A 25,367-nucleotide genomic window follows, 5' to 3' on the forward strand; every position below is an offset into this window, starting at 1 on the left:
GCGCGTAAGGATCAGAAACGATGAAATTCACACTCTCCTGGCTGAAAGAGCATCTGGATACGGATGCGACGCTGGAACAGATCTGCAAACGCCTGACCGCGATCGGGCTCGAGGTCGAGGACGTCGACGACAAGGCCTCGTTCCGCCCCTTCGTGATCGCCAAGGTCGTCTCCGCCGAGCAGCACCCGAACGCCGACAAGCTGCGCGTGCTGATGGTCGACACCGGCGCCGGTGCACCGGTTCAGGTCGTCTGCGGCGCGCCGAACGCGCGCGCAGGCCTCGTCGGCGCCTTCGCATCGCCCGGCACCTACGTTCCCGGCATCGACGTGACCCTTTCCGTCGGCAATATCCGCGGCGTCGAGAGCCGCGGCATGATGTGCTCGGAGAAGGAACTCGAGATGTCGGACAACCACGACGGCATCATCGACCTGCCGGCCGATGCGCCGGTCGGCACGAGCTTCGCCGCCTATGCCGGCCTCGACGATCCGGTCATCGAGATCAACCTGACGCCCAACCGCCCGGATTGCACCAGCGTCTTCGGCATCGCCCGCGATCTCGCAGCCTCCGGCCTCGGCACCCTGAAGCACCCCGTTTCGCCGTCGTTCAAGGTCGAGGGCGAGACGCCGGTGAAGGTGAAGCTCGATCTGGGCGAGGATGCCCATCTCTGCCCGGGCTTCGCGCTCCGGCTCGTACGCGGCGTGAAGAACGGCCCCAGCCCGCGCTGGATGCAGCAGCGGCTGATCGCGATCGGCCTGCGCCCGATCAATGCGCTGGTGGACATCACCAACTACATGACCTTCGACCAGGGCCGGCCGATGCACGTCTTCGACGCGGCCAAGGTCAAGGGCGATCTCGTCGTCCGCCGGGCGAAGGAGGGCGAGAGCATCCTGGCGCTCGACCAGCGCGAGTACAAGCTGTCCCCCGCCAATGTCGTCATCGCCGACGACAGCGGCCTGGAGTCCATCGGCGGCGTCATGGGTGGCGAGCATTCGGGCTGCGACGAGTCCACCACCGACGTCCTGATCGAGTCCGCGCTCTGGGACCCGATGAACATCGCGCGCACCGGCCGCACGCTCGGCATCATCACCGATGCCCGCTACCGCTTCGAGCGCGGCGTCGATCCGGAGTACATGACGCCCGGCCTCGAGCGCACGACCGAACTCGTGCTCGAGCTGTGCGGCGGTGTCGCGGCGAAGGCCGACGTCGTCGGCTACCGGGGCTACGAGCCGAAGGTCGTCGATTTCCCGGTCTCCGAGGTCAGGCGCCTGACGGGCCTCGAAGTCTCTTCAGAGGAGAGCCGCGCGATCCTGACGAAGCTCGGCTTTGGCGTTTCCGGCTCGGGTGAACGGCTCTCGGTATCGGTCCCGTCCTGGCGTCCGGATGTCGACGGCAAGGCCGACCTCGTCGAGGAGGTGATGCGCATTCATGGCGTCGACAACATTCATGCGGCGCCGCTCGAAAACCACGCAAGCGTCAACGGCAAGATCCTGACGACGCTGCAGATCCGTTCGCGCCTCGCCAAGCGCGCACTGGCCGCTCGCGGCATGATGGAGGCCGTCACCTGGTCCTTCATTCCGAAGGCGCAGGCCGAGCTTTTCGGTGGCGGCGCGCCGGAACTGGCGCTGTCGAACCCGATCGCGGCCGACATGTCCGACATGCGGCCCTCGCTGCTGCCGGGCCTCCTGACGGCGGCGCAGCGCAATGCCGACAGGGGCTTCGGCGACGTCGCGATCTTCGAGGTCTCGGGCACCTACGAGAACGACCGGCCGGAAGGCCAGCGTCGCGTGGCCGGCGGTATCCGCCGCGCAACGGCCTCGCTGTCCGGGGCCGGGCGCCTCTGGTCGAATCCGGCCAAGGGTGGCGGCAAGCCGGTCGACGTTTTCGACGCCAAGGCCGATGCGCTCGCGGTAATCGAGGCCTGCGGCCTGCCGATGGCCAATGTCCAGATCGAGCCGGGCGGCCCGGACTGGTACCATCCCGGTCGCTCCGGCACCATCAAGATGGGTCCGAAGATCGTGCTCGGCCATTTCGGCGAGTTCCATCCGAAGACGCTGGCCGCCCTCGACGTCTCCGGCGCCCTCGCCGGCTTCGAGATCTTCATCGACGCCATGCCCGAGCCGAAGAAGAAGGCGACGCGCACCAAGCCGGCGCTGGAACTGTCGCCCTTCCAGGCGGTGAAGCGCGACTTCGCCTTCGTGGTCGACAAGACGGTGGAAGCAGGCGCCATCGTGCGCGCTGCCGCCGGCGCCGACCGCAAGCTGGTTACGGCCGTGACCGTCTTCGACGTGTTCGAGGGGGCCTCCGTCGGCGAAGGCAGGAAGTCGGTTGCGATCGAAGTGGTCATCCAGCCGTCCGACAAGACGCTGACGGACGAGGACTTCGAGGCGCTGACCGCCAAGATCGTCGCAAGCGTCGCCAAGGCGACGGGCGGTGTCCTTCGCGCCTGATCGGGTGACGAATGGAAACGTAACGGAATGACGGGCGAGGGATCCGCCGGCCGCTTCGATGGCCTCCCCGCCCGTCATTCTTCATGCCCGGCCCCGGTCGCTCGATCGGGTCCGGCGAAACGTCAGGCCGCCTTGGCGGCCCTCTTGTTGGAGGTCGCGACGGCCAGCCTGGTCAGGTCCTCGTCGGTCTGGCCTTCCTCCTGCAGCGTCGCATCGAGGAGCTTGACGGCCTCCTTGTGGCCGAGCGTCTGCGCCCAGGTCTTCAGCGTGCCGTAGCGGGAGATCTCGTAGTGCTCCACCGCCTGCGCGGCGGAGATCAGGCCGGCGTCGAGCGCCGCGGTGCCCTTGAATTCCTCCATCACCTCCTCGCCCTCGGCGAGAATGCCTTCGATCGCCTCGCAGGTCTTGCCCTGGGCGCGCTTGCCGATGATCTCGAACACCTTCTGAAGGCGCTCGATCTGGCCCTGCGTCTGTTCCTTGTGCTTCTCGAAAGCCGCCTTTAACTCGGCCGACTGGGCGCCGCGGGCCATCTTCGGCAGCGCCTTCAGGATCTGCCGCTCGGCGTAGTAGATGTCCTTCAGCGTGTCGTAGAACAGGTCGTCCAATGTCTTTTCCTTGGCCATCTGCCTCGTCCTCCTGGGGAAAATCTGGGAATGCCACGTCGCGGTGGCTCCCCGACAACGATGGTCGAACGCAGTTGTTCCGTCGTGTGGACGTTTTCCTGATGCGAGATCGCCCACCCGCACGGCAGGACCGGCCCGAAGGCGCGTCGGCCGGACCATGCCGTTGCGGAGCGGCGGCCGGTCAGGCGCCGGCGGCGTCCAGTGCCGCCATGTGTTCGGCCGAGAGCGCGAGACCGGCCGACCTGGTCAGGCTCTTCAGTTGCTCGAGATTGGTTGCGCTGGCAATCGGTGCGGTGACGGCGGGCTTGGCGATCAGCCAGGCGAGAGCGATCTCGGCAGGCTTCGCACCGGTCTCGGCGCTGATCCTGTCGAGGGTCGCGAGGATGGGCAGGCCCTTGTCGTCAAGATATCCGGCGACACCGCCGCCGCGCGCCTTGCCTTCCGTGTCGGCGATCGAGCGGTACTTTCCGCTGAGAAAGCCGCGGGCGAGACTGAAATAGGTGATGACGCCGATATGCTCGCGCGTGCAGAGCGCCGCAAGGGGGCCCTCGAATCCGGCCCGATCGTAGAGATTGTATTCGGGCTGCAGCGCGCCGTAACGCGGCAGGCCGGCCCGGTCGGCGGCTTCGAAGGATGCCTGCAACTGCGCGGCATTGAGATTGGAGGCGCCGAAGGCGCGGACCTTGCCGGCCGAAACGAGCGCGGCATGGGCCGCGAGCGTTTCCTCGTACGGGGTGCGGTCGTCTGGCCAATGCGAAAGATAAAGATCGATGTGGTCCGTCTGCAGCCGCCTCAGCGAAGCCTCGACCGCCTCCATGATCCACTTGCGCGACAGGTCGCGGTGGCCCTGGCCCATGTCCGAGCCGACCTTGGTGATCAGGACGACGCTGTCGCGCGGTCGACCGGACTGCTTCAGCCAGTTGCCGATGATGGTCTCGGACTCGCCGCCCCTGTTGCCCGGCACCCAGGACGAATAGACGTCGGCCGTGTCGATGGCGTTGAAGCCGGCATCCGTGAAGGCGTCGAGCAGGGTGAACGAGGTCTTCTCGTCGGCGGTCCAGCCGAACACGTTTCCGCCGAACACGAGCGGCGCGATGTCCAGGCCGGTTCGCCCGAGGTTGCGTTTCTGCATGGTGCATTCTCCATTGTCAGGTGGCGAGGCAGGCGGGTGGCGCCTGCAAGCATAGGGCAGGCGGCGGACTTTTGAACCAGCGGCAAAGGAATTTCGCTGCAGGTCACCCTTGCTAGGCACGTACCTCAGGCATAGTCTGCGGCCGATTCAAGGAGGAGCCGCCATGTTGCGTTTCGGTATTCTGTCTACGGCCAAGATCGGCCGTGAATTGGTCGTGCCCGCGATCCAGGACGCGGAGAACTGCGTCGTCACCGCAATTGCCAGCCGCGATCTCGCCAAGGCCCGCGCCATGGCCGACCGCTTCTCGGTGCCGCACGCCTTCGGCTCCTACGAGGAGATGCTCGCCTCCGATCTGATCGACGCCGTCTACATCCCGCTGCCGACCTCGCAGCACGTCGAATGGACGATCAAGGCGGCCGACGCCGGCAAGCATGTGCTCTGCGAAAAGCCGATCGCGCTGCGCGCGTCCGAGATCGAGACCCTGATCGCCGCGCGCGACCGCAACAAGGTGCTGATCTCCGAGGCCTACATGGTCACCTATGCCCCGGTGTGGCGGAAGGTCCGCGAACTCTTGAAGGAGGGTGCCGTCGGCAGGCTTCGCCATGTCCAGGGCGCCTTCACCTATTTCAACCGCGACCCCGGCAACATGCGCAACATTCCCGCGCTCGGCGGCGGCGGCCTGCCGGACATCGGCGTCTATCCGACCATGACCACGCGCTTTGCCACCGGCAAGGAGCCGATCCGCGTCCAGGCGGCGACCGAGCGCGATCCCGACTTCGGCACCGACATCTATTCCACCGTCCGCGCCGACTTCGGCGACTTCGACCTGAGTTTCTACATCTCGACCCAGCTCGCCGCCCGCCAGGTGATGGTCTTCCACGGCGACAAGGGTTTCATCGAGGTCAAGTCGCCCTTCAACGCCGACCGCTACGGCGCCGAGGAAATCGAACTGACCAACCAGAACCACTCGCAATCGCAGCTGTTCCGTTTCCAGGACTCGCGACAGTACAAGCTGGAGGCCGAGGCCTTCGCGCGTGCGGCGCAAGGCGAGCCCGAGGAAGTGGTGACGCTCGAGAGCTCGATGAACAGCCAGAAGCTGATCGACGCGATCTATCGCGCCAGCGAGAAGGACGGCTGGGAAACGGTCTGACGCCCGGCCGTTTGTCGGGACAGACGAAAGGCCTTCCGACGATCACGGCGGAAGGCCTTCACCTGCATCTCACGCCATCGCTGCCCGCTGGCGGTGCAGCCCGGCCATCTTCAGCAAAAGAATACCGAAGACGGCGACAGCGGCGACCGTGATGACGCCGATCGCGGCTGCCGACAGGCCATCGCGGCCGGCAAGAAGGATGGCTGCACTGCCGATGATCCACGCGGCGTCGCCGGCGATGGCGAAGCGAACGGCGCTTTCAGCCGGGTGCGCCGGTTGCGCCGACACCAGGTGAAACAGGCCCCAGCCGAGCAGGAAGACACCGACGGCGATGACGATACCGGGCGGAACGGCGGGGCCGGCAAGGGTGGCGATCTGACCGGACAGGGCGAGGAGCCCCGCTCCGGCCGCGAGCGAGAAGGCGCCGTCGGCGAGCATGACGGACTTCAGGAGATTGCGATTGATGCTGGCAAGCATGAGATGCTCCTTTCGTTGCGGATGGGGCGATCCTCGATGGTGCCGGAACCAAAACCAATTACCTCTGAGGTAATGGATTTGCTCCCGCGGATCCTCTTTGATGGCGCGGAACGGAGGGGAGAGGTTATGGAGTTCGGCGAGCATCTCAAGGAATGGCGCGGCCATCGGCGCATGAGTCAGCTGGACCTCGCCGTGGAGGCCGGTATTTCCGCGCGCCATCTGTCCTTTCTCGAGACCGGCCGCTCACGGCCGTCCGAGGGCATGATCCTGCGTCTGGCGGATGTGCTGGCGATCCCCGCCCGCGACCAGGGCGCCCTCTTTTCCGCCGCCGGTTTCCGGCCGCGCCACGAGACCCATCCCGCACGTCGTCTGGAAGCCCTGCCGGCGCCGGTGATCGAGGCGATCAGGCTTATCCTGGAGCGTCACGATCCCTATCCGGGCGTCGTCTTCGATCACGATTACAACGTGCTTGACGCCAATGCCGCCTTCCGCGGTCTGGCGGCAATGGCAGGCATGACGCTTCAGATCGGTGACAATTTCCTCGATGCCTATCTCGGGCCATCCCCGTTCCGGGCGCTGGTCGTGAACTGGCCGCGAACAGCCGCCGATCTCGTCCACCGCATCCGCACCGACGCGTGGCTGCAGGGCCCGCGCAGCGCGCTGGCGCAAAGGATCGAGCGGCTGTCGGCAGATCCGGCAGTGCGCGCCGCGCTCGAAACCTATCCGGAGACGGAACGCCTGCCCGTGCTGCCGATAGAGATCCGGCACGGCATCGAGCGCCTGAGCTTCATCACCACGCTCACCTCGTTCGGCTCGGCGCAGGACGCGCTGGTGCAGGGTGTCCTGATCGAAACGTTCTTCCCCGGCAACGAGGCCACCCGTGCCTATTTCGGGGAGGCGGGCGAGCCGAAGACGATGCGGGAATAACCGAACCACGACCAGAGCATCGCGATTGCCGAAGCGGCAGCCACGGCCAGGACCGGTGGTGTCGACGGCACTGCAAGCAGAGTTCCGGTATAAAGCAGGTAATTGAGGGCGGCCGACGTCAGGCCCACGCCACCGTAACGGGCGCCTTCGGATACGAGCGACCGTCCGCTTCGGCCAAACGTCAGCTGACGGTTGAGCACCCACGTCGCAGCCATCGCCGTAACGATGGAAACGACGCGCGCGGTCAGCGGACCGAGCGGCGTCGCAGCCAACAGCAGCGCAAGCAGGCCCGCATCCACGAGAAATCCGGTTCCGCCGGCAACGGCAAACCAGACGATCCGCCTCATGCCGCATCCACCGATGCGGCGCCTTCAGCAAGAGGTGTTGCAAGCGGTGCGGTCAGGCCCGCGGGAAGCTTGGGCAGCGTCATGTAATGCATGCGCAGCTGCTCGTTTCGCGCACGGGCGAGCGAATCGAGGATGAGGCCGGCGGAGAAGACGAGGAAGGAAATCATCATCAGCGCCATCGACAGGACCCAGGTCGGCAGCCGTTGCACGAGGCCGGTCTCGAAATACTCGACGAGCACCGGCGCCATGAAGACGAAGCTCGCCAGCATGAACAGGCCGCTGAAAGCGCCGAAGAAGGTGAAGGGCCGCGTCTCTTTCATCAGCATGGCGAACATCCACAGGATCTTGCCACCGTCGCGGAAGGTCGAGAGCTTCGAATGCGATCCCTCGGGCCGGCGGCCGTAGTCGAGTTCGATTTCGTGGATCGGCGCCCTCAGTCGGCTCGCATGGACGGACATTTCCGTCTCGATCTCGAATCCGGCGGACATAGCCGGGAAGCTCTTGGCAAAGCGCCGCGAAAAGGCCCGGTAGCCGGAGAAGATGTCGGTGAAGTCCGTGCCGAACAGTGTCCGATAGAGGCGGTTGAAGATCCGGTTGCCGAAGGCATGGCCCTGCCGGCCGGCATCGGCGCGCACGCCGCGCCGCGTTCCCACGACCATGTCGGCCCGTTCGGAGATCAGCGTGTCGATCAGCTGCCGGGCATCCTGCGGCGCATAGGTCCCGTCGCCGTCCGCCATGATGTAGACGTCGGCGTCGATGTCGGAGAACATCCGCCGCACCACGTTGCCCTTGCCCTGGCGCCGTTCGCGCGCCACGGTGGCGCCGGCAAGAAGGGCGCGGAGCGCCGTGCCGTCGGTCGAGTTGTTGTCGTAGACGTAGATGCGCGCGCCGGGGAGGGCTTCCCTGAAGCCCGACACGACCGCACCGATCGTCTGGGCCTCGTTGTAGCACGGCAGCAGGACTGCCACATCGAGCGGCAACTGCGACGAATCCGACATGGTCTGTTCCGTTGTGCCGTCAACGCAATACCGGCGGGGCCGCAGGCACCGGCGTCTCCCCCCGCTTTACTATTTCTTGAGAAGGTTAAGGCTAGGTTTCGCTGCGGGAAAATGCAGCGGCACGGGGAAGAGGGATGACGGACGGCACGGCGGACTTGCAGGATGTCCCGGCCGCATGCGTGCCTGGTCCGAAGGACACCGAAAGGCTGCCGCTCCGACCGGTTGCCCTCTATGTGGCAGGCACGATCCTCTACATCCTCTCCGTCTGGCTGATCTTCGGCAACGACTATGTCGGGCGCGACAACGACGACGCGATGCGCCTCGTCGAGGTGCGCGATCTGCTCGCCGGCCAGGGCTGGTTCGACATGATGCAGTACCGGCTGGGGCTCGCCGGCGGCACGCCCATGCACTGGTCGCGCTTCGTCGACCTGCCGATCGCCAATCTCATCGATTTCTTCGGCCTGTTCCTGCCGAAGGAGCGTGCGGAGGCGGCCGCATTGGCGGCCTGGCCGCTCATGCTGATCGCTCCGTTCCTGCTCGGCATCGGCCTGGCTGCGTTTAGGCTCGGCGGGCGGTCCGCCATGCACGCCGCCCTGGTTCTGGCGGCGATCTATGTCATTGCCGTCGGCCGCTTCCGGCCCGGCGCGATTGATCACCACAACGTCCAGCTTGCGATCGTGGCGCTGCTTACCGCGATGCTGCTCGATGCGCGGCATCGCGGCCGAAGCTATGCGCTCGCCGGCATCCTGTGCGGGCTGGCGATTGCGATCGGCGCCGAGACCACGCCCCTGATCGGCGTGATCTGCATCGTCACCGCCTTTCGCTGGGCCTGCCACGGCATGGCGTTCCGGCGGGCGGCGACCGCTTTCGGCCTGGCGTTTGCGGCAACGACCAGCTTCGCCTTCTTCGCCACGGTGCCGCCCTCGCACTATGGCCAGGTGACCTGCGACAGCCTGTCCTACGGCTTCTACGCGCTTGCGACCTTTGGCGGCTCGGCGCTCTTCCTTGTGGCGGCGGTGGCGAGCGGATGGAGCGTCAGGATGCGCCTCCTCGCGCTGGCCGGGACCGGCGCCGTCCTGTCGCTGGCGGTCCTCGTCATCGCGCCGCAATGCCTGCGCAGCCCGCTGGCCGATCTCGATCCCATGTTGAACACCTTCTGGCTTTCCGGGGTCGTCGAGGCACAGTCGGTGTTCAGCCAGTGGCGCGGCAATCCGGTCCCGATCGGCGGCTTCTACATGCCGGGGCTCATTGCCATGGCCGTCTGCCTGTATCGGGCAAGGCGGCGGCAGCAGGCGGACGCCTATCTTGCGCTCTTGCCCCTCCTTGCCGTCTCGTTCGCGATCTCGCTGATTCAAGTGCGCGGCTACGTCTTTACCAACCTGCTCGCCATGCCGCCGCTTGCCGCGGCGATCGTCGACCTTCGCCGGCGCGCCAATGCGGACACGAAGAACTGGCGGCTTGGCCTCGGCTTTGCGGCGTTCACCCTGGCGAGCGTACCGCCTGCCTGGGCGCTCGCAGGCTTTCTGGTATCGAAGGTGACGACGACGGAGAAGCCGGCGGCCGAGACCGTCAGCGAGGACGACGCAGCGGCCTGCGACAGCCGCGCGTCCCTTCTCGCCCTCGCAGCCGAGCCGACCGGCGTCGTCGCCGCGGCGACGGACCTCGGCACCGACATCCTCCGGTTCACCGGTCACCGGGTGCTGTCCGCGCCCTACCACCGCAACCAGGGCGGCATGCTGACCGAAATGCATATCGGCCTGTCCGAACCCCATCAGGCCGAAGCCTTTCTGCGCGGCGCCGGGGTGACGCTCCTGGCCTTCTGCCCGTCGGATCCCGGCGTGCGCAGCCTGGTCAGGGCAGAGCCGGGCGGGCTCTACGCGGAGCTGACCTCCGGCAACGTCCCGGACTATCTGGAGCCGGTCGACAATGGAGCGTCGCGATTGCGGATCTACCGCGTGCGGGCCGCGCAATAGGTCCGGCGCAAGCGGGCGCCTTCCCCTTTGCCGGGACGGGACGAGGGCTCCCTCTGGCCAGGCGGCGCGGAGCCGGTCAGAATGGGCCATGAGCATGTTTCCGGAAAACGATTCGCCCACCAACCTCGCCGAGTACTCCGTGTCGGAGCTTTCCGGCTCCATCAAGCGCACGGTCGAGCAGGCCTTCGATCAGGTGCGGGTGCGCGGCGAGATATCGGGCTATCGCGGCCCCCACTCTTCCGGCCACGCCTATTTCAGCCTCAAGGATGATCGTGCCCGCATCGACGCGGTGATCTGGAAGGGCAGCTTCTCCCGGCTTCGCTTCCGTCCCGAGGAAGGCATGGAGGTGATCGCCACCGGCAAGGTCACCACCTTCCCGGGCTCCTCCAAGTACCAGATCGTCATCGAGACGCTGGAGCCCGCCGGCGCCGGCGCGCTGATGGCGCTTCTGGAGGAACGACGGCGCAAGCTTGCGGCCGAGGGCCTGTTCGAGCAGGCGCGCAAGCGGCCGTTGCCGTTCATGCCGCATGTGATCGGCGTGGTCACCTCGCCGACCGGCGCCGTCATCCGCGATATCCTGCACCGCATTGCCGACCGCTTCCCGGTTCATGTGCTCGTCTGGCCGGTGAAGGTCCAGGGCGAGGGCTCGGGCGAGGAGGTCGCCGCCGCGATCAGGGGGTTCAACGCGTTGCAGCCGGGCGGGGCGATCGCGCGCCCCGACGTTCTGATCGTTGCGCGTGGCGGCGGCAGCCTGGAGGATCTCTGGAGTTTCAACGACGAGATCGTCGTGCGGGCCGCCGCCGCCTCGGCGATCCCGCTGATCTCGGCCGTCGGCCACGAGACCGACTGGACGCTGATCGACCATGCCGCCGACCGTCGCGCCCCGACGCCCACCGGCGCGGCTGAAATGGCCGTTCCGGTCAAGGCCGACCTGGAGGCGGCGGTATCGGCGCTGGCCGCGCGCCTGCGCAACGCCGCAAGCCGCCAGATGGACGGGCGCCGGCAGGCCGTGCGCGCGCTGGCCCGGGCGCTGCCGTCGCTGGATCAGCTGCTGGCGCTGCCGCGGCGGCGTTTCGACGAGGCGGCCGCCGGCCTCGGCCGCGGGCTGCGGATGAACACGGTCAACAAGCGCCGCGCCTTCGAGCGGGTCGCGGCGCATGTGCGGCCGGAGCTTCTGTCCGGCCGGATGGTCGAGCGCCGCCAGAAGCTGAGCGATGCCCTCCGCCGGGCGGATCGGCTCGTCGAGCGGCGGCTGGACCAGGGCCGCAGCCGGGTTGCTGCGCTGGATGCGGCATTGCGCACGGCCCCGTCGCGCATCCTGGCAAGAGCAGGCCGCTCGCGCGACCGGCTCGCGGGGCTCGCCCTTCGCGCCGACACGGCACTTTCGGCGGACCTTGCCCGCCGCAAGGCACTGCTTTCGGGGCAGGGCCGGATCCTGCAATCGCTGTCCTACAGGAACGTGTTGAAGCGCGGCTTCGCGCTGGTCCGCGATGAAGCCGGACATGCCGTCAAGCAGGCCGCGGACCTCTCGGAGGGAGCGGCCATCAGCCTCGAGTTCTCCGACGGCACCATCGAAGCGGTGGCCGGCAAGCCCTCGCAGGGCGGCGAAACGCCGCCCACCACCCCGCCGGCACCGCAGAAGCGAAAGATCGCAAGGCCCGCCGACGCCGCGGCCGATCCGCCGAAGCAGGGCTCGCTGTTCTAGACGACCACGCGCGTCGCTGGTCTGATATTCCGGCGACGATCCGGCAGTGGCCGCTGGCCGTGCCGCTTTGCCTGCAGTCCAACGAGAAACGCGCACCCCGGCGGGGTGCGCGTCCGAAGATCATGCGCTTGTGGCGATCGGCGGCGATCAGCCCTGGCGCAGCGGCGAGATCGAGATTTCCACGCGGCGGTTCTGGGCGCGGCCGGCCTCGGTCGCATTGGAGGCGATCGGGCGGTCCTGCCCGTAGCCCATGGCCGAGATACGCCGCTGGTCGACGCCGCGGGAGCCCAGATAGTTGGCGACCGAATAGGCGCGGCGTTCCGAGAGCGCCTGGTTGTGGGCGGCGGTGCCGGTGGAATCGGTGTGGCCGTCGACGTCGATCAGCGACTTGTTGAACTTGCGCAGCACGATCGCGACCGAATCGAGCGTCGGATAGAAGGCCGGCACGATCTGGTCCTGGTCGGTGGCGAACGTGATGTTGGAAGGCATGTTCAGGATGATGCGGTCGCCGGCGCGGGTGACCGAGACGCCGGTGCCCTGCAACTGCGCCCGCAGTTCGGCCTCCTGGTTGTCCATGTAGTTGCCGATGGCGCCGCCGGCGAGCGCGCCGACGCCCGCGCCGATCAGCGCGGCGTTGCGCCGCTGTACCGGGTTGTTGCCGACGAGAAGGCCGGTCGCCGCACCGAGGCCCGCACCGATCAGCGCGCCGCCGGCGGTGTTGGAGACCTTCTGTTCCCCCGTGTAGGGATCGGTGGTGGTGCAGGCGGAGAGGTAGATGGCGGAAAGGGAGACGATTGCGATCTTCTTGTACATGGAGAGGTGATTCCGAGCGTTTATCCTGATTCTGCTTCAAACTAGCGATTGCGGCGGCAAGATGGAACCGCCGCCGTCGTCCCCAGCTTCGCGGCACACGACGGCCCCGCCGTGTGGCCGGCCGGCCACCATGGCCCTCAGCCGGCGATGCCCTTCAGCACGTTTGCCACGTTCAGGCCGATCTCCGGCACGCCGTAGCCGCCTTCCATCACGACGAGGACCGGCACGCCGTTCGAAGCGATCTTGTGGCCCATGTCGATATAGTCCGGGGAGGTCAGCTTGAAGAAGGAGATCGGGTCCTTTTCGAACGTGTCGACGCCGAGGGAGACGACGATCGCCTCCGCGCCGAAAACCGCGATCTGCTTCAGCGCGTCTTCCAGCGCGACCCGCCAGACCGAATAGGGCGTGCCCCGGCCCATCGGGTAGTTCCGCGTCGCCCCCGCCCCGGCACCCTTGCCGGTTTCCTCCTCGTAGCCGAGGAAATGCGGAAAGGCTTCGGCCGGGTCGCCGTGCAGCGAGGCGAAGAACACGTCGCCGCGTTCGTAGAAGATGTCCTGCGTGCCGTTGCCGTGATGGAAGTCGACGTCGAGGATCGCCACCTTGCCGGCGCCGGCGTCGAGCAGGCGCTGGGCGGCGACGGCGGCGTTGTTGATGAAGCAGTAGCCTCCGAACATGTCGATGCCGGCGTGGTGGCCCGGCGGCCGGCAGAGCGAGAAGGCGGCCCTGTGGCCCGCGGCGATCACATCCGCGCCGTCGAGGGCCGACGCCATCGAGGAGAGCGCGGCCTCCCAGGTGCCGGGCGAAATCGCGGTCTCGGCGGCGTTGCAGTAGTAGCCGATCTGTCCGTCGATGTCGGTCGGGATGCGCGGCGAGGTCCGGCGCACGGGAAAGGAGGTGGCGATCGCCTCGCCCCGGTATCCGGCGGCCTGCCAGCGGTCCCATGCGGTCTCGAGGAATTTCAGGTAGCCGGCGTCGTGCACTTTCAGCGCCGTCTCCAGCCCGTGCCTTGCCGGTGCCACCACGTCGGTGAACCCTGCCTCCTTCACCGCCGCAAGGATCCATTCCGCCCGGAACGGTGCCTCGAATGGCGGTACGAGCTCCCCGCCGTGCAGTTCGGTCTTGGCATTTCTGAGCTTGTGATCCTCTGAGAAAACGACGCGCATGTGGAGCTCCCGGTTCGGTCGGCGCGAGGTTAGCCTCGAAGCCGACCGCAAGGCAAGGCGGCCGGGAGGCGGGTTTCCGGCCGCGATGGTGCCCTGCCATCCACAGAGGCGCCTGCTACCACAGATAGAAAGGCGTCGAGGTTCGAAAATTCCGATCGACCCGTTTGGGGAACGTGTGCGCCGGACAGTCCGCTGCCGCCCGCAAACGAAAGATGAAGGCGACCGGCTTTCGCAATTCCACATATTACGTAAGCGGCAGTCCAGCATTCGAAAAATTGCGCGGCGGCCGTCGCGGGCCGTCCGCGTGCCCGCCCGCGATCGCGATGATCTGCTTTGGAACACGGCGCCGGGGAACGATCAGGCCTACAATCATGGCGTTCACCCTTCTGCGCGCCTTCGACCGATTTGGCGGGCCTCCGCGCAAAAATCCTTGCGTTTCCGGTCTTTCTGGCATTCACTTCGGCCTTCAAAGCAAAAACAACACGGGGAAGGTAACTTAAAATGACACCTCGAATTCTCAACCTGCGCGCAGCCCTCCTGCTCGGGGCAACCTTGCTCGCGAGCAGCCCGGCGCTGGCTGAAGCCGTCCTGCATCGCGGCAATGCCGGCGAACCGCAGACGCTCGATCAGGCGCACACCTCGATCAACATCGAGGAATTCATCCTCAAGGATCTCTACGAAGGCCTGACGGTCTATGACGCCAGCGGCAAGATCGTGCCCGGCGCCGCCGAGACCTGGGACCTGTCCGACGACGGCCTGACCTACACGTTCAAGCTGCGCGCCGACGCCAAGTGGTCCGACGGATCGCCGCTCACGGCTGAGGACTTCGTCTTCTCCTACCAGCGCGTCGAGGATCCGAAGACCGCAGCCGGCTACGCCAACATCCTCTACCCGATCAAGAATGCCGAAAAGGTCAACAAGGGCGAGGTTCCGCCCGCCGAGCTCGGCGTGAAGGCGATCGACGAAAAGACGCTGGAAGTGACGCTGGAGCGCCCGACGCCCTTCTTCCTGGAGCTGCTGGCGCACCAGACGGCGCTGCCGGTTTCGAAGGCCAGCGTCGAGAAGAACGGCGCCGATTTCGTCAAGCCGGGCACCATGGTTTCCAACGGCGCCTTCAAGCTCGTCAGCCACGTGCCGAACGACAATCTCGTCGTCGAGAAGAACGCCAGCTACTGGGATGCCGCCAACGTCAAGCTGGACAAGGTGATCTTCTACCCGATCGACGACCAGGCCGCCTCGGTCCGCCGTTTCGAGGCGAAGGAAATGGACCTCGTCTACAACTTCTCCGCCGACCAGATCGACCGGCTGCGCGGTGCCTACGGCGACCAGGTCCACGTCTCGCCGACGCTCGCGACCTACTACTACGCCTTCGACACCCGCCAGGAGCCCTATAGCGACGTCCGCGTCCGCCAGGCGCTGTCCATGGCCGTCGACCGCGACTTCCTCGCCAAGGAGATCTATTCGGGTTCGCAGATCCCGGCCTATTCGATGGTGCCCCCCGGCATCGAGACCTATGGCGAGCCGTCCAAGGCCGATTTCGGCACGATGTCGCAGCTCGATCGTGAGGACAAGGCGGTCGCCCTGATGAAGGAAGCGGGCTATGGCGAAGGCGGCAAGCCGCTGAACATCGAGATCCGCTACAACACCAACCCGAACCACGAGCGCGTGGCGACGGCGGTTGCCGACATGTGGAAGAACACCTTCGGCGCCAACGTCTCGCTGGTGAACCTCGACGTCTCCTCGCACTACGCCTACCTGCAGGAGGGCGGCAAGTTCAACGTCGCCCGGGCCGGCTGGGTGGCCGACTATGCCGACGCCGAGAACTTCCTGGCGCTGAGCCTCAGCTCGAACAAGACCTTCAACTACGGTCACTACGAGAACCCGGCGTTCGACGACCTGATGAAGAGGTCCTACGAGGAAACCGATCCCGCGGCCCGTTCGAAGCTGATGCACGAGGCCGAAGCCATGCTGATGAAGGACCAGCCGATCGCGCCGTTCCTCACCCAGGCGGATCTCTGGCTCGTTTCCGGCCGCGTGCAGGGCTGGCACGACAATGCCGCCAACCAGCACCTGAGCCGCTTCCTCAGCGTTTCCGAGTAACATTGCCATACGAGGCGGCGCGCGGGTCTGCGCGCGCCGCCTCGCGGGAGAACGGGCATGATCGCCTTTGTCTTGCGCCGCCTTGCGAGCGCCGTGCCGACGCTGTTCATCGTCGTCACGATTTCCTTTTTCCTGATGCGGTTTGCCCCGGGCGGCCCCTTCAATCTCGAACGCCCGCTGCCTCCGGCCACGATGGAGAACCTGGTCCGCACCTACCAGCTCGACCAGCCGCTCTGGCGCCAGTACGTGACCTACATCACCAATGCGGTCACCGGCGATTTCGGCCCCAGCTACATCTACAAGGACAACACCGTCGCCGAACTGATCGGCAAGGGCCTGCCCTATTCGATGGAGCTCGGCTTCTACGCGCTGCTGCTCGCGCTGATCGGCGGCGTCACCATGGGAACGGTGGCCGCCCTGCGCCAGAACAGCGCCCTCGATTTCTCCATCATGTCGCTTGCGACCGTCGGCACCACGGTGCCGAACTTCGTCGTCGGCCCGGTCCTGACCTTGATCTTCGCCATCGCCCTGTCCTGGCTGCCCGCCGGCGGCTGGGGCGACGGTTCGCTGCGCTTCCTGATCCTGCCGATGATCGCGCTCGCCCTGCCGCAGCTCGCCGTCTTTGCCCGCCTCACGCGCGGCTCGATGATCGAGGCGCTGCACGCCGACCACATCCGCACCGCGCGCGCCTACGGCCTGCCGTCGCGGGTCGTCGTCGTCACCCATGCCATGCGCGGCGCCATGCTGCCGGTGGTCTCCTATCTCGCGCCCTGTGCCGCGGCACTGCTGACGGGCTCCGCCGTGGTCGAGACGATCTTCACCATCCCCGGCGTCGGTCGCTACTTCGTGCTCGGCGCCATCAACCGCGACTACACGCTGGTGATGGGGACGGTGATCCTGATCGCCATCTTCGTCATCGTCTTCAACCTCTTGGTCGACATCCTCTACGGCCTTCTCGATCCGAGGGTCCGCCATGACTGACCTTGCCGCAACCCCGATGCACGAGGCGCCGAAGACGGCGAGCCGCAGCCTGTTCCAGCTGGCGCTGATCCGCTTCCGCCGCAACAAGGCGGCGATGGCCGGCTGCGTCATGCTTCTGCTGATCGCGCTCTTCTCCTTCGTCGGGCCGCTCTTTGTCCCGCACACCTACGACCAGGTGTTCTCGTCCTACGTGACGGTCCCGCCGAGCCTGCAGCCACGGCCGGACACCTCGACGCTGCAGGAGGTGATGGAGGGGGTTGCCGCCCGCGCCCGCGTCAATCTCGACGCATTTGCCGTCGACGGGCAGACCTTCACCGCCACGATCAGCGCCGACGAACCGATCGACCCGCGTGCGACCCGCTATTTCGATCGCGCTAACGAGTTCAGGGAAACCACGGTGGCGGCGACGGAGAACGACGGCCGCGTCCTCAAGCTCACCGGTCAGGTGAACCGCGAATATTTCCCGTTCGGCACCGATCCCAACGGGCGAGACCTTCTGGCGCGCGTCATGCTGGGCGGGCAGATCTCGATCGCCGTCGGCTTGCTCGCAAGTCTCGTCTCGCTCGGCATCGGCGTCGTCTACGGCGCGACCTCGGGCTATATCGGCGGGCGCGTCGACAACGTCATGATGCGCTTCGTCGAAATCCTCTATTCGCTGCCCTTCGTCTTCCTCGTCGTCGTGCTCGTCGTCTTCTTCGGCCGCAGCTTCGTCCTGATCTTCCTGGTCATCGGCGCGGTCGAGTGGCTCGACATGGCGCGCATCGTCCGCGGACAGACGCTGGCCCTGAAGCGGCGGGAGTTCGTCGGCGCCGCCCAGGCGCTGGGGCTGACCGACTGGCAGATCATCCGCCGCCACATCATTCCGAACACGATCGGCCCGGTCATCGTCTTCGTCACCGTCGTCGTGCCGAAGGTGATCCTGCTGGAGAGCTTCCTGTCCTTCCTCGGCCTCGGCGTCCAGGCGCCGCTGACGAGCTGGGGCGCGCTGATCTCCGAGGGCGCCAACAACATCCAGTCCGCGCCCTGGCTCCTGATCTTCCCCTCGATATTCTTCGTCGCCACCCTCTTCTCGCTGAATTTCGTCGGCGACGGCCTGCGCGATGCGTTCGATCCGAAGGACCGTTGAGATGGCAGACAAGAACGAAACCATCCTCGCCATCCGCGACCTGAAGGTGGACTTCACGACCCCGGACGGCACCGTGAACGCGGTCAAGGGCATAGACCTCGACGTCCGCGCCGGCGAGACGCTCGCCGTCGTCGGCGAATCCGGTTCCGGCAAGAGCCAGACCATGATGGGCATCATGGGGCTGCTCGCCCGCAACGGCGCCGTCACCGGCTCGGCCAGCTATCGCGGCAGGGAGCTGATCGGCCTGCCGCCGGCCGAGCTGAACAAGGTGCGCGGCGCCAAGGTCACGATGATCTTCCAGGAGCCGATGACCTCGCTCGACCCGCTCTACCCGATCGGGCGGCAGATCGCCGAGCCGATCGTCCACCATCGCGGCGGCACCTGCAAGGATGCGCGCAAGCGCGTGCTGGAACTCCTGGAGCTCGTCGGCATCCCCGAGCCCGGGCGGCGCATCGACAGCTATCCGCATGAGCTTTCCGGCGGCCAGCGCCAGCGCGTGATGATCGCGATGGCGCTCGCCAACGATCCCGACATCTTGATTGCCGACGAGCCGACGACGGCCCTGGACGTCACCATCCAGGCGCAGATCCTCAAGCTCCTGCGCTCCCTGCAGGAACGCTTCGGCATGGCGATCGTGCTGATCACCCATGACCTCGGCATCGTCCGCCATTTCGCCGAGCGCGTCGCGGTGATGCGGCGTGGCCAGGTGGTGGAGCAGGGCACGACGGCCGACATCTTCGAGCGGCCGACGTCCGACTACACGAAGATGCTGCTCGCCGCCGAGCCGCACGGGCGCAAGGCGGCCCCCGCCGACACCGCACCGATCATCCTGGAGGGCCGCGACGTCGTCGTCGACTACCGGATCGGCGGCGGCCTGTTCTCCGGCGGCAAGGCGATGTTCCGCGCCGTCGACCGCGTGACGGTGCGGCTCAGGGAGGGGCAGACGATCGGCATCGTCGGTGAATCCGGATCCGGCAAGTCGACGCTCGGTCGCGCGCTCCTGCGCCTCATCCCCGGCGCCGGCTACTACCGCTTCGGCACGACCGACATCTCGGGCTACGACCGTGCGCGCATGCGTCCCCTGCGCAAGGCGATGCAGCTTGTCTTCCAGGATCCCTACGGCTCGCTTTCGCCCCGGCAGACGGTCGGCGAGGTGATCACCGAGGGTCTGCTGGTACACGAGCCGGATCTCGGCAAGGCCGAGCGCGACCGGCGCGCGATTGCCGCCCTGAAGGAGGTCGGGCTCGATCCCGATGCCCGCAATCGATATCCGCACGAATTCTCCGGCGGCCAGCGCCAGCGCATCGCGATTGCCCGGGCGATGATCCTCAAGCCGAAGGTGGTCATCCTCGACGAGCCGACCTCGGCGCTCGACCGCTCCGTCCAGGGCCAGGTGATCGACCTTCTGCGCACGCTGCAGCAGAGCCACAGCCTGTCCTACATCTTCATCAGCCACGACCTGTCCGTCGTCAGGGCCATGTCGGACTATGTCGTGGTGATGAAGGACGGCCGGATCGTCGAGGAGGGAGAGACCGATCTGATCTTCGAGGCGCCGGCCGATGCATATACGAAGGCCCTGATCGGCGCGGCCTTCCACATCTGACAGGCTTGACGACGGGGTCAGCTCTCACCGGAACGCGCCGGATGGCGGCACGGCTTCACCTGTTGCTGTCCGGCTCCGGGTAGGAGTAGGGCTGGCGCGTCGCACGGCCCTCCTGCTGGAACATCTTGAAGCTGAACGTCGAGCCGGATCGCATCGCCTGCCGCATGCTGGTCTTGCCGTGGACCACCACCGGGAGCTGGTAGGATGCATCCTCTTCCGGTTCGGGCGGGGCGGCCAGTGCGGTGCCGGCCATCGCCAGGGCGGCGGCGAGGACGAAAATGGTTCGCAAGTGCATCGTGACACCCCCTGGCCGGCAGCCGGCCGTCTGGCACCTCCGCATTCCTGCTTTCCGCGGCCCGGCGCCGATATCTTGATAAAAGATAGGCCCCCTTGCGCCCGGACGCCAGTATCCTGCGGATGAATGGACTGTACACCAAAGCACAGGCTTTCCCGATCGTGAACGCGCCGGCGTTGCCTCTTCGGCGCTGGCACTGTATCCCAGGGTCCGCGCGCCCTGTCGGCGCACCTGTTCCCCCAAGATGAATGGACCAGACGTGGACGCACAGACCTTTCCGATCTTTGGCAAGACCTTCGACGCCTTCCTGTTCGATATGGACGGCACGCTTCTCAATTCCATCGCCTCGACCGAACGGGTGTGGAGCAGGTGGGCGCGCAAGCACGGTCTCGACGTGGAGGCCTTCCTGCCGACCATGCACGGCAAGCGCGGCATCGACACGATTACCGCGCTCGGCCTGCCGGGCATCGATCCGCGCGCCGAAGCGCTGGAGGTCGAGCGGGGCGAGATCGAGGATGTCGAGGGTGTGGTGGCGATCGATGGCGCGATCGCGTTCCTCTCCGCGCTGCCGAAGGATCGCTGGGCGATCGTGACCTCCGCGCCCGTGGCGCTCGCAAGACGCAGGCTGGCCGCCGCCGGCATTGCCGTTCCGCAGACCATCGTGACGGCGGAAGACGTCAAGACCGGCAAGCCGTCGCCGGAAGGCTATCTCCTGGCGGCATCGCGGCTCGGCGTCGATCCCGCCCGCTGCCTCGTGTTCGAGGACGTCGAGGCCGGGGTCCAGGCCGGCGAACGGGCCGGCGCCGGTGTCGTGGTCGTTACGGCAACGCATCGACACAGGATGGACACGCCCCATCTGACGATCGCAAGCTATCAGGACCTGCATCTGCAGTCTGTGCAGGGCGCATTGGCCCTGGCACCGTCGAAAAACTGAACCTGCGCCGGAGCGGCCGGTGTTCGTCAGAAACGGCCGCAAGAGTTGCGGCCGCAATGGTCGACTAACCTGAGGCGATAAGTGATGGGGGATGACGGTCGTGGCACTGAGGACTTCGCGCACGATGCCGCCCGCTTTTTTCTCCTGTCAGGCTGTTCGGGCGGCGGAAAGTCGACGCTGCTCGCCGCCTTGCAGGAGCAAGGTCATCTCGCCTTCGAGGAACCCGGGCGACAGGTCGTCAAGGCGCAGATGCTGATTGACGGCCCTGGGCTGCCCTGGCGCGACCAGGCCCTCTTCGCCGAGCTGTGCGTGTTCTGCGCCGTCGAGCAGATGGAGACGGCCGCCGGCAGCACGGGACCGGTGTTCTTCGATCGCGGCATCGTCGATGCCGTCGCGTTCTTCGACTACCTCGGCCGCGAAGTCCCCGCCCATCTCGAACGGGCGGCGCAGCTGCTGCGCTACAATGCGACCGTCTTTCTCACCCCGCCCTGGCGAGCGATCTATGCCGGCGACAACGAGCGAAGGCATTCCTACGAAGAGGCCGTCGCGCAGTACCATGCGTCGCTGAAGACGTTTGCCAGGTTCGGCTACCGGCCGGTCGAACTGCCGAGGGCTTCGGTCGGGGAACGGGTCGATTTTGTGCTTGCCTGCCTGGAAACCGCTGCCGCGGTCTGATGTCGCACCGTGCCGTTTCTGCCGTGCAGACCAGGCCTCGAACGCCCGAAAACCCCGTGAGCCATGACAAAACGCAATGACGATATGTTAATGCCTGCCTGAAAAGCATGGCGTGACGCATGATCGCGTCGTTGAAACGGCATGAGGCCCGGAAACTAGAGGCTCTCATGCGTATCACCGACATCTCCATCAATCGGCGGCTTTGGCTTGCCGTCCTTCTTCCTCTCCTGGCGATGGGCTATCTCGCGTCGCTCCAGGTTTCCGACATGTGGGCTTCCTACAGGCGTATGGAAGTGGTGGTGACCGTCAGCGACAACATGGCGATCATCGGCGAGATGGTGCACGCGATCCAGATCGAGAGAGCGCGCAGCGCCGAGTTCGTCGGCTCTGCCGGAAAGCGCGGCGCATCCGAGCTGAGCGCGGCGCGCAAGGAAAGCGACGCCGCACTGCGAAAGCTGCCGGCGTTCCAGAGGGGCGTCGGAACGCTCGAGGATGCGCGTCTTCAGGAGAAGGCGAAGGGGCTCGGCGACACGGTGAGGCTGCTGGAAACGACGCGGCAGGCGATCGACGGCGCCGCCCTGTCCGGCCAGCAATCCTTCGAGGCCTACACCGGCATCATCGGCTCTTTGGCCACATTGTCGAACGACCTGTCGATGCGGGGGCTGGGGTCGGCGATCTCAGCCGAGGTCGTCGCCTATACCCAGCTGATGCAGGCGAAGGAGATCGCAGGACAGGAGCGCGCCACCGGAACCGGCTTCATCAAGGCCGGGCGGCCCGATGCCGATCGTCTCGTCGCCTTCGCCCAGATGGCGGGTGCGCAGAGCGCCCTGCTCGACGATTTCCTGTCCCTCCAGGACCAGGACCTGCGCGGCAGCTACGCCGCCGGCCTCGACGTTGCCGCTCTCGGCGAGATCGAGGCCGTTCGCCGTACGATCGTTGCAGGCGGGGCGGCGGCCGACCTCACCGGCCTCGACAGCCTGAAGTGGTTTGCCGCGACCACGCAGCGCATCGACGCCATGCGGCAGGTCGAAGCCAGGAGCCTCGCGCATCTGTCGCAAATGGCGCAGTCCGATGCTGCCGGAGCGCTTGCAGGCCTGGTCACGATCCTGGTCCTGTGCGTCGGCGGCGGCATCGTCATGATCGGCCTGTCGGGCTTCATGGCCGCGACGATCGTTCGGCCGCTCAACAGGATGGTTGCGGCGATGCGGGCGCTGGCCGGCGGCGATCTCGAGGCGCGCGATACGGGCGCGGGTCGCAAGGACGAGATCGGCGACATGGCGCGTGCGGTCGACGTCTTCCGCGAAGCGGCCATCCGCAACGGCGCGCTCGAGGCGGAAGCGGCCGCGTCCCGGGAAAGGGCCGAGCAGGAGCGCATCGAGACGCAGCGCCGGGCCGAGGCGGAAGCGGAGGAGCGCCTGAACAGGGCCACCGGGACGCTGGCCGCCGGCCTCCGCAAACTGGCCGAAGGCGACCTGCTCTGCGAGATCGACGAGCCGTTCGCGCCGCAGTTCGAGGCCCTTCGCCAGGACTTCAACAGCTCGGTCGGCCAGCTGCGCCGCACGCTTCTCAGCGTCGGTCGATCGGTCCTGACGGTCAACAGCGGCGCTGCCGAGGTGTCCGCCGCTTCCGACGATCTGTCGCGCCGCACGGAGCAGCAGGCAGCTTCGCTCGAGGAGACCGCGGCGGCGCTGGAGCAGATCACCGCCAACGTTGCGGCAACCTCGCGCCGGTCGACGGAAGCGCGCGACGTGACGCAGGAAGCGCATGCGCAGGCCGGACGATCCGGCGAGGTCGTCCGCGAGGCTGTTGCGGCGATGGAGCGGATCGAGCATGCCTCGGGCCAGATCAGCCAGATCATCAGCGTCATCGACGAGATCGCCTTCCAGACGAACCTCCTGGCCTTGAACGCAGGCGTCGAGGCGGCGCGCGCCGGCGACGCCGGCAAGGGCTTTGCGGTCGTGGCCCAGGAGGTGCGGGAGCTGGCCCAGCGTTCCGCCGCCGCGGCGCGCGAGATCAAGACGCTGATCGGCAATTCCGAGGTCGCCGTCGCCGAAGGCGTAAGGCTCGTCTCCGACACCGGCGAGGGGCTGGCGGACATCGTGCAGCTGGTGCAGCAGGTCAACATGCATATGGAGGCGATCGCGACGGCCGCCCACGAGCAGTCCGCCGGCCTTTCGCAGGTCAATACCGCCGTGAACCACATGGACCAGGCAACGCAACAGAACGCCGCAATGGTGGAGGAGATGAATGCGGCCGGGGCCGGGCTTGCGCAGGAGAGCGGCACGCTGGAACGGCTGCTCGCCGGCTTCCGGTTGTCCGATCAGGCGCAAGCCGCCTCGGACTACCGCGCGCCCGAGCGGCTGCGCGCCTAGCCGGCAGAAAGGGTCCGGGCCGCGGCGACCCGGAAGCGCGCGAACAAACGACCAAGGCCGCCCGCGGGTTCGATCGCGGGCGTGCCTCGGTTCTGACTGCAAGTGAGGCCCTGTTCTCCGGAACCCGCCTCGATGCGCGCACGGGCGTTCAGCGGGCCGGAGGGCGTTCGGGGCGCTCAGCCCTCGAAGAATTCCTTCATCCGGGCAAAGAAGCCGGTAGATTCCGGATTGTTGTCCTTCGAGGAGATTTCCTGGAACTCCTTGAGCAGCTCGCGCTGGCGCTTGGTCAGCTTTTGCGGCGTCTCGATCATGATCTGGATGTAGAGATCGCCGACCTGGCTCGAGCGCAGCACCGGCATGCCCTTGCCCTTCAGGCGGAACTGCCGGCCGTTCTGGGTGCCTTCCGGCACCGTCACGCGCGACTTCGTGCCGTCCAGCGTCGAGACGTCGAAGGTGCCGCCGAGTGCGGCCGTCGTCATGGAGATCGGCACGCTGCAATGCAGGTCCGCGCCGTCGCGCTGGAAGATCTCGTGCGGTTTGACCGAGAGGAAGATGTAGAGATCGCCCGCCGGCCCGCCGCGCACACCGGCTTCGCCTTCGCCGGCGAGCCGGATGCGGGTGCCGTCCTCGATCCCTTGCGGAATGTTGACCGACAGCGAACGCTCCTCGGTGACGCGGCCGTGGCCGTGGCACTTGGTGCAGGGGTCGGGAATGGTCGTCCCGCGGCCCTGGCATGTCGGACAGGTCCGCTCGATCGAAAAGAAGCCCTGTGCCGCACGTACGCGCCCCGCACCCTGGCAGGTCGAGCAGGTCTGCGGCTTGGTGCCGGGCTTGGCGCCTGAGCCTGCGCAGACGTCGCAGGTGATCGAGGTCGGCACGCGGATCTGCGCCGTCTTGCCGGTGAAGGCCTCTTCCAGCGAGATCTCCATGTTGTAGCGCAGGTCGGCGCCGCGTTCGCGGCCGCCGGAGGAGCGCCGCTGGCGACCGCCGCCCATCATCTCGCCGAAGATGTCCTCGAAGATGTCGGAGAAGCCGCCGGCACCGAAACCGCCGCCGCCCATGCCGCCGCCACCCATGCCGCCGTGCTCGAAGGCCGCATGGCCGTAGCGGTCGTAGGCGGCCCGCTTCTGCGGGTCCTTCAGGACCTCGTAGGCTTCGTTGACTTCCTTGAAGCGGATCTCGGCCGTCGCATCCCCGGGGTTCTTGTCGGGGTGGTATTTCATTGCCATCTTGCGAAAGGCGCTTTTCAGCTCCTTTTCGTCGGCGGTCCGGGAAACGCCCAGCGTCTCGTAGAAGTCACTCTTAGCCATATTGGTGCCGCGCCCGTCTCGTGAACGGAGTTCTTGTTCGTTGAAGGTGGAAATGCCAGCCGTAGCTTGATGTATCCGGCTTCACGGCCAAAAAGCAAGGAGGCGGTGCCGTGGGAGCAAGTGAAGCCATGACATCGTCGCCGCCTCGAACGGGATGCATCATGGAACTCGCCCCTTGGTTTCTTCCGCCCCTGCTGAAAAAGACAGGCTGGCCGC

General features: G+C 66.7%; 21 protein-coding genes. 12 read left to right on the forward strand and 9 right to left on the reverse strand.

Annotated elements, in window-relative coordinates:
• The first annotated feature begins 20 nt into the window (after positions 1–20).
• Positions 21–2,447 (forward strand): phenylalanine--tRNA ligase subunit beta, encoded by a 2,427-nt coding sequence (gene pheT / locus P0086_RS16875; RefSeq protein ID WP_275787612.1) that lies wholly within the window; start codon positions 21–23, stop codon positions 2,445–2,447.
• A 122-nt stretch (positions 2,448–2,569) separates the two neighbouring features.
• On the opposite strand, the gene P0086_RS16880 is transcribed toward pheT, so the two are convergent.
• Positions 2,570–3,070 carry a ferritin-like domain-containing protein gene (locus P0086_RS16880; protein WP_275787615.1) on the reverse strand — a complete coding sequence of 167 codons (501 nt, stop codon included), beginning with the start codon at positions 3,068–3,070 and terminating at the stop codon, positions 2,570–2,572.
• Positions 3,071–3,251: 181 nt separating this feature from the next.
• Positions 3,252–4,202 (reverse strand): aldo/keto reductase, encoded by a 951-nt coding sequence (locus P0086_RS16885; protein ID WP_275787618.1) that lies wholly within the window; start codon positions 4,200–4,202, stop codon positions 3,252–3,254.
• Between the two features lie 163 nt (positions 4,203–4,365).
• Between P0086_RS16885 and P0086_RS16890 the strand changes: the two genes are divergently transcribed.
• Positions 4,366–5,352 (forward strand): Gfo/Idh/MocA family oxidoreductase, encoded by a 987-nt coding sequence (locus P0086_RS16890; protein WP_112594642.1) that lies wholly within the window; start codon positions 4,366–4,368, stop codon positions 5,350–5,352.
• A gap of 69 nt (positions 5,353–5,421) precedes the next feature.
• On the opposite strand, the gene P0086_RS16895 is transcribed toward P0086_RS16890, so the two are convergent.
• Complete coding sequence (locus tag P0086_RS16895) at positions 5,422–5,829, reverse strand: hypothetical protein (RefSeq protein ID WP_275787622.1); 408 nt, start codon at positions 5,827–5,829, stop codon at positions 5,422–5,424.
• A 126-nt stretch (positions 5,830–5,955) separates the two neighbouring features.
• Here P0086_RS16895 and P0086_RS16900 point away from each other — a divergent pair, with 126 nt between their 5' ends.
• Positions 5,956–6,756: a helix-turn-helix transcriptional regulator gene (locus P0086_RS16900; RefSeq protein ID WP_275787624.1), complete on the forward strand. Its 801-nt coding sequence runs from the start codon at positions 5,956–5,958 to the stop codon at positions 6,754–6,756.
• On the opposite strand, the gene P0086_RS16905 is transcribed toward P0086_RS16900, so the two are convergent.
• Positions 6,714–7,103, reverse strand: a complete 390-nt coding sequence (locus P0086_RS16905) for a GtrA family protein (protein ID WP_275787627.1) — start codon at positions 7,101–7,103, stop codon at positions 6,714–6,716. The genes P0086_RS16900 and P0086_RS16905 overlap by 43 nt on opposite strands.
• A complete protein-coding gene (locus P0086_RS16910; protein WP_112594639.1) occupies positions 7,100–8,101 on the reverse strand; it encodes a glycosyltransferase in 1,002 nt (333 codons plus the stop codon). The genes P0086_RS16905 and P0086_RS16910 overlap by 4 nt, the downstream gene beginning before the upstream one ends.
• A gap of 134 nt (positions 8,102–8,235) precedes the next feature.
• On the opposite strand from P0086_RS16910, the gene P0086_RS16915 reads away from it, so the two are divergent.
• Positions 8,236–10,074 (forward strand): hypothetical protein, encoded by a 1,839-nt coding sequence (locus tag P0086_RS16915; RefSeq protein WP_275787630.1) that lies wholly within the window; start codon positions 8,236–8,238, stop codon positions 10,072–10,074.
• Positions 10,075–10,162: 88 nt separating this feature from the next.
• Positions 10,163–11,779 carry an exodeoxyribonuclease VII large subunit gene (gene xseA, locus P0086_RS16920; protein WP_275787633.1) on the forward strand — a complete coding sequence of 539 codons (1,617 nt, stop codon included), beginning with the start codon at positions 10,163–10,165 and terminating at the stop codon, positions 11,777–11,779.
• A 147-nt stretch (positions 11,780–11,926) separates the two neighbouring features.
• On the opposite strand, the gene P0086_RS16925 is transcribed toward xseA, so the two are convergent.
• Together P0086_RS16925 and P0086_RS16930 are read right to left on the reverse strand one after the other, a co-directional pair.
• A complete protein-coding gene (locus tag P0086_RS16925) occupies positions 11,927–12,592 on the reverse strand; it encodes an OmpA family protein (protein WP_112594633.1) in 666 nt (221 codons plus the stop codon).
• A 137-nt stretch (positions 12,593–12,729) separates the two neighbouring features.
• Positions 12,730–13,755: a histone deacetylase family protein gene (locus P0086_RS16930; RefSeq protein WP_275787637.1), complete on the reverse strand. Its 1,026-nt coding sequence runs from the start codon at positions 13,753–13,755 to the stop codon at positions 12,730–12,732.
• A gap of 501 nt (positions 13,756–14,256) precedes the next feature.
• On the opposite strand from P0086_RS16930, the gene P0086_RS16935 reads away from it, so the two are divergent.
• Genes P0086_RS16935 through P0086_RS16950 form a run of 4 tightly spaced genes read left to right on the forward strand, consistent with a single transcriptional unit; the run spans position 14,257 to position 19,565 of the window.
• On the forward strand, positions 14,257–15,855 hold the full coding sequence (locus P0086_RS16935) for a peptide ABC transporter substrate-binding protein (protein WP_275787640.1): 1,599 nt from the start codon (positions 14,257–14,259) through the stop codon (positions 15,853–15,855).
• Positions 15,856–15,912: 57 nt separating this feature from the next.
• Positions 15,913–16,836 carry an oligopeptide ABC transporter permease OppB gene (gene oppB / locus P0086_RS16940; protein ID WP_112594627.1) on the forward strand — a complete coding sequence of 308 codons (924 nt, stop codon included), beginning with the start codon at positions 15,913–15,915 and terminating at the stop codon, positions 16,834–16,836.
• Positions 16,829–17,962 carry an ABC transporter permease subunit gene (locus P0086_RS16945; protein WP_112594625.1) on the forward strand — a complete coding sequence of 378 codons (1,134 nt, stop codon included), beginning with the start codon at positions 16,829–16,831 and terminating at the stop codon, positions 17,960–17,962. Before oppB ends, P0086_RS16945 begins: the two co-directional genes overlap by 8 nt.
• 1 nt (position 17,963) lies before the next feature.
• On the forward strand, positions 17,964–19,565 hold the full coding sequence (locus tag P0086_RS16950; protein WP_275787644.1) for an ABC transporter ATP-binding protein: 1,602 nt from the start codon (positions 17,964–17,966) through the stop codon (positions 19,563–19,565).
• 55 nt (positions 19,566–19,620) lie between these two features.
• Here P0086_RS16950 and P0086_RS16955 read toward each other — a convergent pair whose 3' ends face one another.
• Complete coding sequence (locus P0086_RS16955) at positions 19,621–19,860, reverse strand: hypothetical protein (protein WP_275787647.1); 240 nt, start codon at positions 19,858–19,860, stop codon at positions 19,621–19,623.
• Between the two features lie 259 nt (positions 19,861–20,119).
• On the opposite strand from P0086_RS16955, the gene P0086_RS16960 reads away from it, so the two are divergent.
• The 3 genes from P0086_RS16960 (at position 20,120) to P0086_RS16970 (ending at position 23,841) form a co-directional block, all read left to right on the forward strand.
• Positions 20,120–20,794, forward strand: coding sequence for an HAD-IA family hydrolase (locus P0086_RS16960; protein WP_275787650.1), 675 nt, complete (start codon positions 20,120–20,122; stop codon positions 20,792–20,794).
• 84 nt (positions 20,795–20,878) lie between these two features.
• Entirely contained in the window at positions 20,879–21,469 is a 591-nt protein-coding gene (locus P0086_RS16965) for an AAA family ATPase (protein WP_275787653.1), read from the forward strand.
• A gap of 167 nt (positions 21,470–21,636) precedes the next feature.
• A complete protein-coding gene (locus P0086_RS16970) occupies positions 21,637–23,841 on the forward strand; it encodes a methyl-accepting chemotaxis protein (protein WP_275787656.1) in 2,205 nt (734 codons plus the stop codon).
• 176 nt (positions 23,842–24,017) lie between these two features.
• Here P0086_RS16970 and dnaJ read toward each other — a convergent pair whose 3' ends face one another.
• Positions 24,018–25,151: a molecular chaperone DnaJ gene (dnaJ, locus tag P0086_RS16975; RefSeq protein ID WP_275787659.1), complete on the reverse strand. Its 1,134-nt coding sequence runs from the start codon at positions 25,149–25,151 to the stop codon at positions 24,018–24,020.
• Between the last annotated feature and the right edge of the window lie 216 nt (positions 25,152–25,367).

It is taken from the genome of Mycoplana sp. MJR14, assembly GCF_029210525.1.
Taxonomy (GTDB): Bacteria; Pseudomonadota; Alphaproteobacteria; order Rhizobiales; family Rhizobiaceae; genus Mycoplana.

What these genes read in the sequence shown, in the direction of transcription:
- P0086_RS16935 (WP_275787640.1), top strand. Translation starts at nt 14,257, where the DNA reads ATGACACCTCGAATTCTCAACCTGCGCGCAGCCCTCCTGCTCGGGGCA.
- P0086_RS16930 (WP_275787637.1), bottom strand. Translation starts at nt 13,755, where the DNA reads ATGCGCGTCGTTTTCTCAGAGGATCACAAGCTCAGAAATGCCAAGACC.
- dnaJ (WP_275787659.1), bottom strand. Translation starts at nt 25,151, where the DNA reads ATGGCTAAGAGTGACTTCTACGAGACGCTGGGCGTTTCCCGGACCGCC.
- pheT (WP_275787612.1), top strand. Translation starts at nt 21, where the DNA reads ATGAAATTCACACTCTCCTGGCTGAAAGAGCATCTGGATACGGATGCG.
- P0086_RS16970 (WP_275787656.1), top strand. Translation starts at nt 21,637, where the DNA reads ATGCGTATCACCGACATCTCCATCAATCGGCGGCTTTGGCTTGCCGTC.
- P0086_RS16910 (WP_112594639.1), bottom strand. Translation starts at nt 8,101, where the DNA reads ATGTCGGATTCGTCGCAGTTGCCGCTCGATGTGGCAGTCCTGCTGCCG.
- P0086_RS16915 (WP_275787630.1), top strand. Translation starts at nt 8,236, where the DNA reads ATGACGGACGGCACGGCGGACTTGCAGGATGTCCCGGCCGCATGCGTG.
- xseA (WP_275787633.1), top strand. Translation starts at nt 10,163, where the DNA reads ATGAGCATGTTTCCGGAAAACGATTCGCCCACCAACCTCGCCGAGTAC.
- P0086_RS16885 (WP_275787618.1), bottom strand. Translation starts at nt 4,202, where the DNA reads ATGCAGAAACGCAACCTCGGGCGAACCGGCCTGGACATCGCGCCGCTC.
- P0086_RS16890 (WP_112594642.1), top strand. Translation starts at nt 4,366, where the DNA reads ATGTTGCGTTTCGGTATTCTGTCTACGGCCAAGATCGGCCGTGAATTG.
- P0086_RS16945 (WP_112594625.1), top strand. Translation starts at nt 16,829, where the DNA reads ATGACTGACCTTGCCGCAACCCCGATGCACGAGGCGCCGAAGACGGCG.
- P0086_RS16880 (WP_275787615.1), bottom strand. Translation starts at nt 3,070, where the DNA reads ATGGCCAAGGAAAAGACATTGGACGACCTGTTCTACGACACGCTGAAG.
- P0086_RS16925 (WP_112594633.1), bottom strand. Translation starts at nt 12,592, where the DNA reads ATGTACAAGAAGATCGCAATCGTCTCCCTTTCCGCCATCTACCTCTCC.
- P0086_RS16905 (WP_275787627.1), bottom strand. Translation starts at nt 7,103, where the DNA reads ATGAGGCGGATCGTCTGGTTTGCCGTTGCCGGCGGAACCGGATTTCTC.
- P0086_RS16955 (WP_275787647.1), bottom strand. Translation starts at nt 19,860, where the DNA reads ATGCACTTGCGAACCATTTTCGTCCTCGCCGCCGCCCTGGCGATGGCC.
- P0086_RS16900 (WP_275787624.1), top strand. Translation starts at nt 5,956, where the DNA reads ATGGAGTTCGGCGAGCATCTCAAGGAATGGCGCGGCCATCGGCGCATG.
- oppB (WP_112594627.1), top strand. Translation starts at nt 15,913, where the DNA reads ATGATCGCCTTTGTCTTGCGCCGCCTTGCGAGCGCCGTGCCGACGCTG.
- P0086_RS16950 (WP_275787644.1), top strand. Translation starts at nt 17,964, where the DNA reads ATGGCAGACAAGAACGAAACCATCCTCGCCATCCGCGACCTGAAGGTG.
- P0086_RS16965 (WP_275787653.1), top strand. Translation starts at nt 20,879, where the DNA reads ATGGGGGATGACGGTCGTGGCACTGAGGACTTCGCGCACGATGCCGCC.
- P0086_RS16895 (WP_275787622.1), bottom strand. Translation starts at nt 5,829, where the DNA reads ATGCTTGCCAGCATCAATCGCAATCTCCTGAAGTCCGTCATGCTCGCC.